The sequence below is a fragment of the Streptomyces sp. NRRL B-1140 genome, from assembly GCF_001280065.1.
Lineage (GTDB): Bacteria > Actinomycetota > Actinomycetes > Streptomycetales > Streptomycetaceae > Streptomyces.
In genome coordinates this window covers 390939-405660 of the sequence record NZ_LGEA01000001.1, presented here as the reverse complement: position 1 = coordinate 405660, position 14722 = coordinate 390939, and the positions used below count along the sequence as shown (strand labels likewise).

Annotated in this window: 10 protein-coding genes; 5 read left to right on the top strand and 5 right to left on the bottom strand. The window is 69.3% G+C overall.

Features of this window, described 5'->3' with window-relative positions; translation table 11 throughout:
• Window positions 1-62 precede the first annotated feature (62 nt).
• A complete protein-coding gene (locus ADK65_RS01725) occupies window positions 63-422 on the bottom strand; it encodes a hypothetical protein (protein ID WP_053667953.1) in 360 nt (119 codons plus the stop codon).
• Window positions 423-694: 272 nt separating this feature from the next.
• On the opposite strand from ADK65_RS01725, the gene ADK65_RS01720 reads away from it, so the two are divergent.
• Complete coding sequence (locus ADK65_RS01720; RefSeq protein ID WP_053667952.1) at window positions 695-2380, top strand: ribonuclease J; 1686 nt, start codon at window positions 695-697, stop codon at window positions 2378-2380.
• A gap of 106 nt (window positions 2381-2486) precedes the next feature.
• Here ADK65_RS01720 and ADK65_RS01715 read toward each other — a convergent pair whose 3' ends face one another.
• Window positions 2487-3848 (bottom strand): PHB depolymerase family esterase, encoded by a 1362-nt coding sequence (locus ADK65_RS01715; RefSeq protein WP_053667951.1) that lies wholly within the window; start codon window positions 3846-3848, stop codon window positions 2487-2489.
• A gap of 882 nt (window positions 3849-4730) precedes the next feature.
• Here ADK65_RS01715 and ADK65_RS01710 point away from each other — a divergent pair.
• Both ADK65_RS01710 and ADK65_RS39550 read left to right on the top strand, forming a co-directional pair.
• Window positions 4731-5837: a ricin-type beta-trefoil lectin domain protein gene (locus ADK65_RS01710; RefSeq protein ID WP_053667950.1), complete on the top strand. Its 1107-nt coding sequence runs from the start codon at window positions 4731-4733 to the stop codon at window positions 5835-5837.
• A gap of 125 nt (window positions 5838-5962) precedes the next feature.
• Window positions 5963-6655 carry an RICIN domain-containing protein gene (locus ADK65_RS39550; protein ID WP_053667949.1) on the top strand — a complete coding sequence of 231 codons (693 nt, stop codon included), beginning with the start codon at window positions 5963-5965 and terminating at the stop codon, window positions 6653-6655.
• A gap of 76 nt (window positions 6656-6731) precedes the next feature.
• Here ADK65_RS39550 and ADK65_RS01700 read toward each other — a convergent pair whose 3' ends face one another.
• The 3 genes from ADK65_RS01700 to ADK65_RS01690 all read right to left on the bottom strand — a co-directional run bounded on the left by ADK65_RS01700 (window position 6732) and on the right by ADK65_RS01690 (window position 12259).
• Window positions 6732-8144, bottom strand: a complete 1413-nt coding sequence (locus ADK65_RS01700) for a non-reducing end alpha-L-arabinofuranosidase family hydrolase (RefSeq protein ID WP_053667948.1) — start codon at window positions 8142-8144, stop codon at window positions 6732-6734.
• A 106-nt stretch (window positions 8145-8250) separates the two neighbouring features.
• On the bottom strand, window positions 8251-10563 hold the full coding sequence (locus tag ADK65_RS01695) for a beta-L-arabinofuranosidase domain-containing protein (RefSeq protein ID WP_053667947.1): 2313 nt from the start codon (window positions 10561-10563) through the stop codon (window positions 8251-8253).
• 427 nt (window positions 10564-10990) lie between these two features.
• Window positions 10991-12259: a DUF418 domain-containing protein gene (locus tag ADK65_RS01690; protein ID WP_199825550.1), complete on the bottom strand. Its 1269-nt coding sequence runs from the start codon at window positions 12257-12259 to the stop codon at window positions 10991-10993.
• Between the two features lie 344 nt (window positions 12260-12603).
• On the opposite strand from ADK65_RS01690, the gene ADK65_RS01685 reads away from it, so the two are divergent.
• Window positions 12604-12819: a hypothetical protein gene (locus ADK65_RS01685; protein ID WP_053667946.1), complete on the top strand. Its 216-nt coding sequence runs from the start codon at window positions 12604-12606 to the stop codon at window positions 12817-12819.
• A 102-nt stretch (window positions 12820-12921) separates the two neighbouring features.
• Window positions 12922-14721, top strand: coding sequence for an ABC transporter ATP-binding protein (locus ADK65_RS01680; protein WP_053667945.1), 1800 nt, complete (start codon window positions 12922-12924; stop codon window positions 14719-14721).
• Window position 14722: the final 1 nt, after the last annotated feature.

Here is a 14722-nt window from a genome sequence, read left to right as displayed (position 1 = left end):
GCTCTACCGGCACGCCGGTAGAGCCCTCATTGCGTGCCGCCCGCTCCCGGCGCGGTGGTGCGTCAGTGGTCCGAGTAGCTGAAGTCGCCCACGGTCCAGGCGCTGACGTCCTCGATCGCGATGCGGTACATCCCGCCCGTCTCCGGGATCCCCACCGTGCCCTGCAGGATCCGCGCGACGTGGAAGTGCAGATGTGTGGGCGGCCCGTCCTTCTTCGCGGGGGTGTCGAAGACGGCGGAGAAATCGCCCAGGTGCGCGGAGTCCGTCAGCACCTCCGACACCCTCTGCCGCCATACGGCTTCGGGAGCCAGGCGGCCGGTGATGACAGCACCACCGGTGACCACTGTCAGGGACATCTGATTGCTTTGCCCGGACTCCACGAGGGCAGCGATGTCAACGATCAGATCGTCAGGCTTCGGCATGAGAGCGAATTCTATGCGTCGTCCCGTCCGGGCGCTCGGGCAGTGGCACCACTGGTCCGGACAGGCGCACACGGATCGCCCGGTGCCGTACTCCGGGGCAGGGGGGCATATGCGCGGCGACTGCGTCATCGGCGACCATCCCGGTCCTGGTGAGAGCTGCCCGTGACAGCTTCTTCGGAGGCGCAGCAGGTGTGGGTGCCCCGGACTGCCGGGCGGAAGAGACCGCACGGGCGATGGATCATGCCGTCCCACTCTCCGGGTACCGTGAAGGCATGAGCCATCCGCACCCCGAACTGAAAGCCGCCCCGCCCCTTCCCAAGGGAGGGCTGCGGGTCATCGCCCTGGGCGGTCTGGGTGAGATCGGCCGCAACATGACCGTCTTCGAGCACGCCGGCAAGTTGCTCATCGTGGACTGCGGCGTGCTGTTCCCCGAGGAGACGCAGCCCGGTGTGGATGTGATCCTGCCGGACTTCACCTCCATCCGGGACCGGCTGGACGATGTCGTGGCCGTGGTACTCACCCACGGCCACGAGGACCACATCGGCGGCGTGCCGTATTTGTTGCGCGAGCGGTCCGACATTCCCGTTGTCGGCTCCAAGCTGACACTGGCGTTCCTGGAGGCCAAGCTCAAGGAGCACGGCATCCGGCCGCGCACCGTTCGGGTGCGGGAGGGCGACCGGCGCGGTTTCGGGCCCTTCGACTGTGAGTTCGTGGCGGTCAACCACTCCATCCCCGACAGCCTCGCGGTCGCGATCCGCACCCAGGCCGGGATGGTGCTGCACACCGGCGACTTCAAGATGGACCAGTTCCCCCTCGACGACCGCATCACCGATCTGCGCGCCTTCGCCCGCCTCGGCGAGGAGGGCGTGGACCTGTTCCTCACCGACTCCACCAATGCCGAAGTACCCGGCTTCACCACCTCCGAGCGTGAGCTGAACCCGGCGATCGAGCAGGTGATGCGCACCGCGCCGCGTCGGGTCATCGTCTCCAGCTTCGCCAGCCATGTGCACCGCATCCAGCAGGTCCTGGACGCCGCCCACCAGCACGGCCGCAAGGTCGCCTTCGTCGGCCGGTCGATGGTCCGCAACATGGGCATCGCCCGTGATCTGGGCTATCTGAAGGTCCCCTCCGGTCTGGTCGTGAGCACGAAGGAGCTGGAGAAGCTCCCGGACCACAAGGTGACCTTGGTGTGCACCGGCTCGCAGGGCGAACCGATGGCCGCGCTGTCGCGGATGGCCAACCGCGACCACATGATCCGCATTGGCGAGGGCGACACCGTCCTGCTCGCCAGCTCCCTCATCCCCGGCAACGAGAACGCCATCTACCGGGTGATCAACGGACTCACCCGGTGGGGTGCCCACGTGGTGCACAAGGGCAACGCCAAGGTGCACGTCTCAGGGCACGCGAGCGCCGGCGAACTCGTCTACTGCTACAACATCGTCAAACCGCGCAACGTCATGCCGGTGCACGGTGAATGGCGCCACCTGCGGGCCAACGGCGACCTCGCCATCCGTACCGGCGTCGACCCCGACCGGGTCGTCATCGCCGAGGACGGCGTCGTCGTCGACCTCGTCGGCGGGCGCGCGTCCATCACCGGCAAGGTCCCCGCCGGCAACGTCTACGTGGACGGCATGGCAGTCGGCGGCGCCACCGAAGCGTCCCTCAAGGACCGCCTCACCCTCGCGGAGGAAGGCGTCGTCACGGTGGTGGCGATCGTCGACGCGGACACCGGTACCCTCACCGAGGCCCCCGACTTCCTGGCACGCGGCTTCGTCCATGACGACGCCACCTTCGAACCGGTCATCCCCGTCATCGAGAAGGCCCTGGGCACCGCGGCCGAGGAAGGCGTCGGGGACGCGCGGCAGCTCGAACAGCTCATCGCCCGTGCCGTGGCGAACTGGGCGTTCCGCACCCACCGCCGCAAGCCCCTCATCATCCCCGTCGTCATCGACGCCTGAGCCACAGCCCGCCCGGGTCGGCTACCGGGCCCTGACCAGCACACCGACCGAATGTGTCACTCACCGACCGGGAAATGAAGCTCTCCTCAGCCTCGGGGCGGTGGTGTCAGCCGAAGCGCCACTGCTGGTTGGTGCCGCCGTTGCAGTCCCACAGTGTGACCGGTGCGCCGTTGGCGGTGGAGGCACCGGCCACATCCAGGCACAGGCCTGACCGGACGCCGGTGATGGTGCCGTTGGGGTTGAGGTTCCATTGCTGGTTGGTGCCGCCGTTGCAGTCCCAGATCGCGACTTTCGCACCGGCCGCGGTGCCGGTCGCGTCGAGGCACTTCGCACCGCCGTAGACGGTGAGCTGCTTGGCCGGCGTACTGGTCCAGGACTGGTTCGTCTGGCCGTTGCAGTCCCAGATCTGCGTCTGGGCGCCATTGGTCTGCGTAAAGCCGGGGACGTCCAGGCACTTGCCCGAACCGGTGGCGTGGACAGGACCTGTGGTGCCTCCGGAGCCGCCCGAGCCGTCGAGTCCGAAGAAGGCAATGGCCCGGGCCGCCATACCGCTGGAGGGCAGGGCGTGTCCCACACCCTGGACGCTGATCGCCTCGACCGGTGCCTGTGCGGTGGTGGAGCCGTAGCGGGTGCGGGTCCAGCCGGTCTGCGGGGAGTCGGTGCGGGCCGGTGTCCGGCTCACCCCGAGCACATCGGTCCACTGCTTGATCTCTTCACCGAAGTTCGCGTAGTGCAGCGCTTCGTCCTCGGTGCCGTGCCACAGCTGCATCCGCGGCCGCGGGCCGGTGTACCCGGGGTAGGCGGCCCGGACGAGGTCGCCCCACGCCTGCGGGGTCCTGGTGATCTGGCCGGTGGCGCAGGCGCTGTTCCAGCCGGAGCCGTCGGTGGTGGCGAAACAGCCGAACGGCACGCCCATGAACGCCGCACCCGCCTTGAACAAGTCGGGGTACGCGCCGAGCATGACATTGGTCGTCATCGCGCCGGACGAGGCACCGGTGACGTAGACCCGGTCGGCGTCGGCGTTCATGTTCCGCACGGTGTACCGGACCATCGAGGCGATGCTCATGGGATCACTGCCCCCGTCATGCTTGAGCGCCTGGGGCGAGGAGACGTCGAAGCACTGCCCGCTGACGTTCGCGTCCGGGTAGACGACGATGAACCCGTACTGGTCGGCAAGGCGGGCGAACTCCGTGCCGGAGTGGAAGGCGGGCCCCGTGCCGGTGCAATAGTGCACCGCCACCAGCACCGCCGGGCGTGCCGGGGCGCTGTCGGGCACGTAGGTGTACATCCGCAGGTTGCCCGGGTTGCTGCCGAAGTCCGTCACCTCCTTCAGTGACGCGGCCGACGCGGCCGACGCGGTGGTGGCAGAGCTGCCCGTCAGTACGAGCGCCGCGATCAGCGGCGAGATCCCCAAAAGCAGGGCGGCCAGCACATCCTTGACGGTTCTCTTCCTGGACTTCGGGGACATGACGCTGTCCTTCCTGGATCCGGCGCGGCCGGGATCGGCCCGGTCCGGCGGTGGGTCGCTCCGGGCTCTGGCATCAGGCCCGGCGGATATGGGCGAGGGCGGCCGGCTCTGACGAGGGCCCGGGACGCCGCACCGCGTCGTGGCGGCGGTGAAGTGAACACGCTCCTGGCCGGCGTGTGCCCCGTCGACGCTCAGGCGATCGAAGGCGGGCGTGAGCTGGTGCAGGGATCCCATCTTTCCGGCGAGGCGGAGCCGCGACGGAGGGTTGTCGACGCGCTTCGGCAGGCGTCGTCGCGGCCGCGCAACGACGGTGGTGGGTGCGGCGCGTGGGCAGACGCATGAGATTCCCCCGAGGTGGCCGGAGAAGGAAAGTGAAGCGCTTCGATGCTCGTCAGAGGTCCGGGGCAGTGTCAAGAGATCGCCCTCGATGCGTTGAGCAGAGCGCAGGGGCGCGGTTGTTGCATCTTTGAGTAATCTTCGAGTGCGCCCTTGTGTGCTCTCAGGCCCTCACTTAACCTCCCAGCAACGTCGAAGCGCTTCGACGGTGCATCACGCAGCAGTAATGGGATGTCTGCTTTCAGCTCTGCCGATTCCGGTCACGACACCGCAGCCGACGGCCCTCCGCCGGGTGTCCTGATGCGCCAAGAAGGGTTGACGCGATGACGCCGAATGCCGCCTCCGCCTGCTCCGGACCAAAGCCGCAAAGGCTTCCTCGTCCCCACGGCGTTCGCCACCGCAGCGGTGGAGGCGGGCCGGCACGGCGCCGCTCGTGTTCGGCGATCCGCACGCCGAGCGGATCGCCGTGACGCACCGCACCCCGATGCCCGCCGGGCGGCGGTCGGCCCGCTGGACAACAATCACTCGCCGAAGAGAAGGAACTCCATGAAAAAGTCCCGCATCCTCCCCCTGGTCACGCTCGTCTCCGCCGTGCTCGGGCTGACAGCGGCAGGTGTGACCCCCGCCTCCGCCGCCCCCGACACGCCTTTGCGGGTCATGCCGTTGGGCGACTCCATCACCTGGGGTGTGGGAAGCAGTACGGGCAACGGCTACCGGGCGGCGTTGTGGGACAGACTCGCTGCGGACGGCCACCCGCTGGACTTCGTGGGCACCGGACGGGCCGGTTCGATGTCCGATCCCGACAACGAGGGCCACTCGGGGTACCGCATCGACCAGATCGCCGCACTCGCCGACGCCTCGCTCACCCGCTACCGGCCCAATGTCGTCACGCTGCACATCGGCACCAACGACCTCCAGGGGGCCTCCGAGGTCGACACCGCCATCGCCCGGCTGAAGTCGCTGGTCAACCAGATCACCGCCGACGTCCCCGACGCCACGGTCCTCGTCGCCTCCCTGGTCGTGTCGACCAGCAGCTCCGAGGAGCGGTTCCGGGGCGCGTACAACCAGGCCACCCGCCAGATCGTCAGCGACGCACAAGCGGCGGGCAAACACGTCGCCCACGTCGACATGAGCAGCCTCACCACGGCCGACCTGGCCGACCCCCTGCACCCCAACGACTCGGGCTACCAGAAGATGGCCGACGCCTTCCACCGGGGCGTCCGGGCCGCGGACAGCGCCGGATGGCTGAAGAACCCCGCCCCAGCCCCCGCACGCGTGCAGTCCGGCATCGCCGGCAAGTGCATGGACGTCAAAGGCGCCGCCACAGCCGACGGGACCGCCGTCCAGACGTGGAGCTGTGGCGGCGGTGCCAACCAGTTGTGGTCCGCCTACACCGACGGCACGCTGCGCTCCATGGGCAAGTGCCTCGACGCCGCCGGCTATGGCACCGCGAACGGAACCAAGGTGCAGCTCTGGTCCTGTCACGGCGGCGCCAACCAGGTATGGCAGCCCTACAACGGCGGCTACCGAAACCCCGCTTCGGGCCGCTGCCTCGACGTTCCGGGCTCCTCCACGGCCGACGCCACGCAACTCCACCTGTGGGACTGCAACGGCGGCTCCAACCAGAAGTGGACCACTCTGACCGCCGGATGACCCCCTGCTCCGGGGATCTGGGCAACCCTTTGCGCAGCCTGTGACCACAAGGAATCGGATCCGGCCAGTTCGGTGGCCGGTATCCGGATTTCCGTGTGTACAGCATGCAAGGAGAACGCCTCCCCATGAACCACCTCACGGACGGTGGGCGCCGTGGGCGTCACCGCCGCCGTCGGACCGCCACTGGTCTGGTGCTCGGTGTGCCCGCCGTCCTCGTGCCGTACCTCCTGTTCGCGCAGGAGGACTCGCAGGCCGCGACGGTCGACGGCGATGCCTGCTACCGGCTGGTTTCCGTGCGCAGCGGCAAGGTGCTGGACGTCGACGGCTTCTCCACCGCCGACGGCACCCGCATCCAGCAGTGGCCCGACGAGAACACCGCCAACCAGCAGTGGAGGCTGCGGCCCACCGGTGACGGCTACTACGAGCTGGTGAACCGCAACAGCGGCAAGGTGCTGGGCATAGCGGGCAATTCAAAAGCCCGCTCGGTGTGGATCGCCGGCAGCACCAAGGGGCTGCTGCACTCCACCGACGGCGGTCGCACCTTCACCACGCTCAAGACGGTGCGGTCCGCCTCCGCCCTCGGCTTCGGCAAGGCCAAGCCGGGCGCCCGCTACCAGGCCCTGTACCTGATCGGCACCGTCAAGGACGTCACGGGCGTCTTCCGCTCCACCGACAAGGGCGCCACCTGGCTCCGCGTCAACGACAAGGCCCATCAGTGGGGCGCCATCGGCGGCGTCATCACCGGCGATCCCGACGCCTATGGCCGCGTCTACGTCGGCACCAACGGACGCGGCCTGCAGTACGGCGACCCGTCCTGACCTCGACACCCGAGCGGGGCCGCGGGCGCTACCGCCTGCGGCCCCGCGATGGCTGGCGTATTCCGTGGACCTCGGATCAGCGTCGCAGAGTGAGAAGACCCGGCCGGTACGGCAGTTTCAGGTAGTCCGTGCCGTCCGAGGCGGGGGTCCTGCCCTGGTAGAGGAACTGCAGGTTGCAGGGGTCGACGGTCATGGTCTGGTCGGCGTTGGTGCGCACCAGGTCACCGTGGCTGATGTCGTTGGTCCAGGTGGCACCGCTGTTGGCCTTGCCGGCGAAGGGACTGCTCTCGCTGCCGGCCTGCACGGTCCACGGGCCGTTCAGGCTGGAGGCGGTGAAGGAGCGGAAATAGCGGCCGTTCGCGCCCATCGCTTCGACGATCATCAGGTACTGGTTCTGGCCCTTGACCTTGTAGACCTCCGGCGCCTCGAACAGCTTCTCCTTCGTGTCGCTCATGACCGTGGTGTACGACGAGCCGAAGCTGCCCGGGAAGTTCCCGATCGGCATCGTCGACTTGTAGATCTTGCCGTTGTCGTCGGCGAAGAACATGTACATGTTCTGGTCGTCGGCGATCATGGTCGGGTCGATCGGGCCGCTTTCGGGGAGGCCGCCGGTGAACAGCGGCTGCGGGGCGGACCAGCCGTTGGGGTTGGTGGGGTCGCTGGACGTGCGGTAGGTGAAGGGCCAGGCGGTACCCCACCCGTTGGACGTCAGCACCCAGATGTTCTTGGGCGCGAAGTAGAACAGTTTGGGCGCCACCGCCAAGCCCGGGCTCATCCCGGTCTGGGTGGCCGTCGCCATGTCCGACCAGTTCGTGAAGGGACGGAACGCCATCGTGCCCCACGACGACCCGTCGGAGGTGGTCGCGTAGACCAGCTGCTTGCCGTTGTACGGCACGGTGGTGAAGTCCTTCAGCGCGACCCAGCCGTTCGACGGCTGAGCCAACGGGCCGGTCGAGGTCCACCGGTACGCCGACGGAAGAGCACACGTGTCGCCCGGCGGCGCGGACAGACCCGTCCACTTCTGGTTGCTGCCGCCGTTGCAGTTCCAGAGCTGCACCGCCGTGCCGTTGCCCGTGGCGCCGCCGCTGACGTCCAGGCAGAGCCCGGACTCCACTCCGACGATCGTGCCGTCGGAGTTCACCCGCCACTGCTGGTTCGCATCGCCGTGGCAGGCCCAGATCTGCACCCGCGTACCGGCCGTGGTGGCGTGGCCGGGCACATCCAGGCACTTGGTGCCGTACACGGTCAGCCGGCCGTCGTCCGTCAGTGTCCACTGCTGGTTGGTCCCGCCCGTGCAGTCCCAGATCTGCAGATTCGTGCCGTCCGTCTGGCCGGCGTTCGGCACGTCGAGACACCGGCCGGAACCGGTGCCGCGCAACGCGCCGCTGGTGGCCGCCTGAGCCGGGTTGGCGACGAGTGTCGCCGCCGCAGCGACCAGGGCCGCGAGCACCACAGACAGATGCCTGAGGCTTGAACCACGTCTGCGCATGGGGATCTCATTCCTTGAGTGAGCGGTGTTCGAGATGACGAACAATGGTCGAAGTGTCGCGCGGGGGAGTGGGGAGAGTGATCACAATGTGCTTCCCCTGGAGGCGTCAGTTCCGCACGATGCGCCAGCGGTTGTCGGCGGTGCCGTCGTCCGGATCCTGCACCGCGAACGCGCCGACGGCGGCGGAGTTGTTCGCGATGGCGAGCAACTTGCCACTGTGCACGTTGCGGATCTTGTAGGAGCCGTCGCCCTGGTCGAGCAGCGTCCAACGATGGTCGGCGGTGCCGTTGTCCGCCCACTGCAGGACGGTCGCGCCGTCCGCCGTGGACATGTCCTGGACACCGAGCACCTTGCCGCTGTGGGCGTTGCGGAAGCGGAACCCGTTTCCGTCGGGGATCATGTGCCAGTCGTGGTCGGCGGTCCCCGAGTCGTTCCACTGGAGAGCGCGGCCACCGTCGGCCGTGGACATGTTCTGAATGCCCAGCACGAGACCGCTGCCCACGTTGGCGAGACGGACGGTGCCGGTACCGCCGGTGTTCCAGTAGACGGTGTAGTTGTGGCCGTGCGCGTCGTGGAACGGGCCCAGGGCGACGGTGGATCCGTTGGCGGTGGCGGTGAAGGCGAGCGATGTGCCGCCGGTCCGTCTGATCGAGGAAGGGTCGAGCCTCGGAAGGGAGTTGAGCGCGGAGTCGCCGTAGTTGCCGGAAAGGACCACCGGGCCGTAGGTGATCGCGGCGACGTTCGCGTCGTCGTTCGCCGCTCGCATGACGACCCGCATGGGCAGACGGACGGTGACCGTGTCGCCGGAGGTCCAGGAGCGGGTCAAGGTGGCGTAGCCGCCGGGCGTGGTGGTGATGTTCTGCGCCGCGCCGTTGACGCTGACGGTGGCCCCGGAGGTCCAGCTCGGGATGCGTATGCGCATCGCCCAGGTTCCGCCGGCGTCCCCGGTGACCCGCAGGGCCGTGGTGTCGCTCACGGGATAGGCCGTCGTCTGGGTGACGGTGATGCCGCGCTCCGGCCAGGTGAGCACCGAGGGCACGAACAGGTTCACGATCAGCGTGGTGTCACTGTGGAAGTAGATCGAGTCCATCAGCCTGGTGTGCATCTCCAGGCCGGTGCCCTGGCAGCACCAGAAGGTGCCGTAGTCGGTGCTCCAGGTGCCGCCGCCCCACGCCGGGCCGACACCGCGCCGGCCTCCAGGATCGAGCGGGGTGAAGTAGGTGACGTGGCCGTGGTCGTCTGCCGGGTTCTGCTGGCCGATCATCTGGTTCAGCCACGCCTGCTCGTAGTAGTCGAACAGGGCGGCCCGATTCGGGTCCAGCGCGAACAGCTCCCGGGTGAGGGTGAGCATGTTGAAGGTGTTGCAGCTTTCGCACGTGTCCTTGTTCAGGTAGCCGGCGATGGCGTTCGGGGCGCGGAAGTGCTCCGCCTGGCTGTTGCCGCCGATGGCATAAGTGTGGTTGCCGACGCAGAAGTTCCAGGCATGGGTGGCGATGTCCCGGTACCGAGGGGTGCCGGTGGCCTTGAACTCCCGGGCGGCCCCGATCCACTTGGGCACCTGCGTGTTGGCGTGCAGTCCGCTGAGCCGGTCCTGGCCGGCCGCCAGAGGGTCGAGCACCGCGGCGTGATCGAACCGTTGGGCGACGGTGAGCCACCGCGCCTCGCCCGTCTGCTGATAGAGATCGGTCAGCACCGTGTTCATGCCGCCGAACTCCGTCTGCAGCATGGCCTGCATCTGCTGACCGCTCAGCCGGCCGGTGCGCCGGTCGACCCACCCCGCCAAGGAGAGCAGGACGTCACGGGCTTGTGTGCTGCCGATGAGGCGCCACACGTCCAGCAGGCCGGCCAGGGTCTTGTGGATGGTGTAGTACGGCACGTTGCCGTTGCTCAGGGTGCGCTGCTCGAGGGCGGTGAAGTCGGACTCGGGGTAGCCGGAGAGATACCCGGCGCCGAAACCGGCGGCACTGTTGTTGGCCTGGCACGCGGCCAACTCCGCGACCATATGGGTTGCCTTGTCCCGGCAGACGGTGTCCCCGGTGACCGCGTAGAGCTGTGCCCACGCGGTGAGGAAGTGCCCCTGGGCGTGAGTGCGGAAGGGGAACGTCGGCGCGTCCCAACCGCCGTTCGCCGTCGCGCCGTTGGTGGACAGGCGGTGATTGGCGCGGAAGTTGTACAGCAGCCGGTCGACATCGACGAACCGAAGGTAGTTGCGCGTTCGGTCCTGGTTGTCCAGCCAGCGGCTCGCGGTCAGCCGGACCTGGCCGAGGGCGAAGGGATGCGCGGACACCCCGATATCGGGCCTCGCGGGAGGGGCGGCCGCTCGGGCAGGCGCTGCGCCGGTGAAGGAACCGGTGGCAGCGGCGGCGGCCGTGGCCCCGGCTGCTTGCAGGAGACGCCGTCTGCTGACGGAGGAAGACATCTCGCACCCTTCGGTGGGGGGAAGGTGACTGCTTGGTCTTCGGTGCGTGCGCTCACAGGTCGGGTGGTCGGTCGGTCGGGTGCGACGCCGTCACGTGCTCATGCGTCGGGGTCTCGGTTCGATCAACCCTCTTGAGTGATACATGGGATGGATTAACGGATACGGACGTTGCTCCTGTCTAGTCTCGCGACACGGAAGACTTGGCTACTTGCGGGTTTCGTCCGGCTCACGCCCCTGACGTCACGTCATATATGGGAGCACCGGGCCGGCCAGTGGGGTATGCGCCGGGTGTATTCACGCCAGGTGCTCCCGCGTCCAAGCGGAACCCGATGCACACGAGTTCCTGGTCGGGCCGCAGGACCACTCGAGCTCTTTGCCATCGTCCAGGCCGGGGCGGAGTGTCAAGCCGTTCCACCCCGGTCCGGTTTCATCGGATGTGCTTCGCCGGCCTGGTGGCGGTGTTGAGCAGGTATTCCAGAGGGCCGCGGCGGAAGAAGCGGGACCAGATCGCGGCGAACAGGGTGGCTCCGAGGACGAACATGAGCAGCGGTCCCCATGATCGCTGGGTGTCGGTCCCGGCCGACAGGGACAGCGCGGACTGTGCGAGGAAGTGGCCGACGTAGGCCGTCAGCGACATGGTGCCCACGGCGATGACCGGCTTCGCCAGGCGGCGCAGACGCGGCAGGCGGTCCATCAGCGCCGTCGCGCCCACGATCACGAGGATCGCGACTCCGACACTGCCGATGATGTCGAACGTGGTGCCGCTGTGCGGCCCCGCCGTCAGCAGTGACGACGCCGGCAGGTCGGGGAACGACCCACCGTCGAGAGACACCGACCCGCTGTCCGGGGGCATCGAACCGGAGCTCGCGGACGACGACCCGTCCTCCGCCATGCTCCGCAACGCGCCCTTGCCGGCGAGCAGCAGCGACATGCCGTACGCGGCCACGGTGAGGGAGGCACCCAGCGCGGCCAGGCGCCGCCGGACGGTGCCGGAGGACAGGTCCAGGCGGCCCAGCGCCATGCCCGCCGTCACGAACGACATCCACGTGAGCGCCGGGTAGAAACCGGTGAGCAGCAGATCGAGCAGTCCTACGTCGCTGAGGCGGTGGAGCGGGTCGTAGGCGTTGATGCTCTGCTGGACCGACGGCGTCAGCAGCGCGTTCAGGGCGAACGCCAGCTGCGGTGTGACGAGGGCCAGAGCCGCCGCGATGATCGCGAGCGTCCTGGCACGCAGGCGCACCAGGGGCAGGGCCAGCAGGAAGTAGACCCCGTAGAAGCCGAGGATGATCACGCCCCCGTACTCCATCGCCATCACGGTGCCCAGCGCCAGCAGGACCACGGCGCGGATCGCGATGCGGGCCTTCGCCTGCCGGCCGGCCACGCCGGTCTTCGGCTCACGGCGGCCGGCGAGCAGCATCAGCGAGAACCCGGCGAGGGTGGCGAACAGGACCGATGAATGACCGTCCGCCACGTACCGGATCCAGGAGGCGACGCCGGTCGTGGCCGACAGCGGGGGACCGATGTGCACGACGTACATGCCGAACACCGCCAGCGCGCGGGCCAGATCCACCCCGACGAGGCGGCCCATCGACGGACCGGGCGAGTCCGGCACGGCGGACTCGGGCGAAGTGCGGGGCGGCGAAGGCGAGTTCTCCTGCGGAGCCTGCGTCGCCTGTGGCGGCTGTGTCTGTGTCATACGGACAACCTCGCGTGGGCGCCGTGCGGGGGACCATCCGGCAGCCGTCGGTGGTGTCCCCGCCGATCGGCGGGGACCGCCCTCCCGGTCGGCGGGAGGTCCTCCCCCGCCCGGCCCGGTGGGACCGGGCGGCTGGCCTTTCCCACCACCCCGGGGGGGGGGCCCTCCCGGGGGCCGGGGTGGGTCCCCCCGCCGATCGGCGGGGACCGCCCTGCCGGTCGGCGGAGTCTCCTCTCCGGCCCGGCCCGGTGCGACCGGACGGCTGTCCTCTCCAGCCACTCGGCGGGGGTGCACCCGACAGGTGCCGGATGGGCGCGGGGCAAACGGGCTCAGAGGCTGGAGGCATGACACATCGTGCGCGACGCAACGACCGCGAGGGCTTCCTGGGAACACCGGTCGACGTACCGGACCGTGACGCCGTCCCGGGCAGGGGCGAACTCCTGGAGTTCCTCGGCCTGACGGTGGCGGCGGGTGCGTTCGTTCTGTTCGTCCTGCGCCCCGAGTTCCCCGAAGGGCTGGCGCACGCCCTCGCCGCGAGGGCGGCCGTATTCGCCGGCTAGCCGGCACCTGCTCACGCCCGTGGTGAGCCGACACCTGATCACACCCGCGGTGCGCCGGACCGCCCATGCCGTGCCCGGCAGACCGCAGAGGAAAGGAACTTCGTGAACACCGCATCCGCCCTGACGACGGATGAGACGTCCCCGTCCGTCCGGGAGACGGTCAAGGCACTGGGCGCCTACGTCCGGCCGCACCGGTGGGCCGTCGCCCTGGGCCTGCTGTGTGCCCTGGCCGGGGCAGCCGGGGGACTGCTGCAGCCACTGGCCACGAAGGCCCTGGTGGACCGGCTCGCCTCCGGTGAGACCATCGCCGGCATCCTTGTCGCGCTCACCGTGCTGGTGCTGCTGGGCACCGCTGTCGAGGCGTTCGGCGCGTACGTGCTGGAGCGGACGGCGGAATCGGTGGTCCTGGCCGCGCGGCGCACCCTGGCGGGGCGGTTGATGCGGCTGCGGATCGCGGAGTGGGAGCGGATACCGCCGGGCGATCTGATGTCCAGGGTCACCTCGGACACCACGCTGTTGCGGGCCGTCAGCACCCACGCGGTCGTCTCCGCCGCCACCGGAGCGGTGTCTTTCGTGGCGGCGATCGTGATGATGGCGTACCTGGACGTCGTGCTGCTGGGTGTGACGCTCGGTGTGGTCGCGGTGGTCGGCGGGGCCGTCATGCTGGTGATGCCGAGGATCGCGCGGGCCACCGAGCGGTCGCAGGAGGCGGTCGGGGACATCTCGATCGTGCTGGAACGGGCGCTCGGGGCGTTCCGTACGGTGAAGGCGTCCGGTGCCGAGGAGCGGGAGACCGCCCGGGTGGAGGCGGCGGCACAGCGGGCGTGGCGGCACGGTGTGAAGAGCGCGAAGTGGGAGGCCGTCGCCGGCTCGGCCGACGAACTCGCGGTTCAGCTGGCCTTCCTGGCAGTGCTCGGCGTCGGTGGGGCGCGGGTGGCGTCCGGGGAGATTCCCGTGTCGACCCTCATCGCCTTCCTGCTGTACCTCTTCTACCTGATCGAGCCGGTGTCCAAGCTGATCGACGCCGTGACCTCTTATCAGGAGGGGGCGGCCGCGATCTCCCGGATCGCGCAGGTGGAACACCTGGCGACGGAACCGACCGCCCGGCGGCAGGCCCTGCCCGGGCAGGCCCGGCCCACCCGGCCGGCAGCGGTGCCGGGTCCGGTGTCGGTCCGCTTCGAGGACGTGTCCTTCCGTTACCGCCCGGGCCTGCCGTACACCCATCGGCAGGTGAGCTTCGACGTGCCGCGCACCGGCATGACGGCCTTCGTCGGACCGTCCGGTGCGGGCAAGTCGACGGTGTTCGCGCTCATCGAGCGGTTCTACGACGCCACGGACGGCCGGGTCCTCGTCGACGGCACGGACGTACAGGACTGGCCTCTGCCCGAGTTGCGATCTGTCATCGGCCATGTGGAGCAGGACGCGCCGGTGCTCGCCGGCACGCTGCGGGAGAACCTGGTCTTCGCGGCGCCCGGAGCGACGGACGACGACATCCGCGACGCCCTGGCCCGGACGCGACTCGACACCCTCGTCGAGCGCCTGCCCCACGGTCTGGACACCCCGGTCGGACACCGTGGCTCGAAGCTGTCGGGCGGCGAGCGGCAGCGCATCGCCCTGGCCCGCGCCCTGCTTCGCAAGCCCAGGCTGCTTCTGCTGGACGAGGCGACGTCGCAACTCGACGCCGTCAACGAGCGGGCGGTGCGGGACGCCATCACGGAGGTGGCCCGCGAGACCACCGTGCTGGTGGTGGCGCACCGTCTGTCGACGGTGACGGGCGCCGACCGGATCGTCGTCATGGACGGGGGACACGTCCGGTCCGTGGGCACGCACGAGGAACTGGTGACCCTGGACCGGCTGTACGCGCAACTGGCGGCCACCCAGCTCCTGACGCCCGCGACATGAC